The following is a 651-nucleotide window of genomic DNA, read 5'->3' on the forward strand; positions in this document are numbered from 1 at the left end:
GTCATGGCTTTTACTGTCTTTAATGTTTTCAATCGTGCTTGATTGCAGTGATTTTGCGACTTGCGCTTGCGACTCAGCATCGACCTGACTGTCAGCGATGCTTGCGCTACCATTGGCAGGATGGTTTGGGTGATCAAGAGAGGCCAACTCATTTTTAAATTCAAGCTCACTATACAGCTTGCGTAGCTCATCAATATGGGCGCAGGGGTCAGTATTTATTATAAGGTCTGTCCAATCTTGTCCGATGGCCAAGTCGGTCACAATGGTCGCAAGCTTTGCATTGAACGGAATATCATCGGCATATTCGACCAAGTTTTTACCAGCGCGGCCTTTAATTTCAGCAACGTTTTTGAGCATTGTATCGATATTGCCGTATTTATTAAGCAAGTCTTTGGCGGTTTTTTTACCGATACCAGGCACGCCTTTGATGCCGTCTGATGAATCGCCCATCAAGGTCAAAAAGTCAATCATCTGATGAGGCTCAATCCCGAACTTTTCTATCACGCCTGCACTATCGGTGATTTTGCCTGTAAAGCTATCTTCTAATATCACACAATCATTGATCAGCTGCATCATATCCTTGTCACCAGTCGAGATGACCACGTGATGGCCTTGCTCAACCGCGCGATAGGCAAGGGTGCCGATAATATC

General features: G+C 45.3%; 1 protein-coding gene. It reads right to left on the reverse strand.

All coding sequences use genetic code 11. The annotated features are described in order from the left end of the window. Positions 1 to 651: 5'-3' exonuclease (locus tag ACS8FD_RS21520; RefSeq protein WP_439277371.1), on the reverse strand; the 651-nt coding region annotated here is incomplete at both ends.

Source organism: Psychrobacter sp. 1U2, from assembly GCF_051847575.1.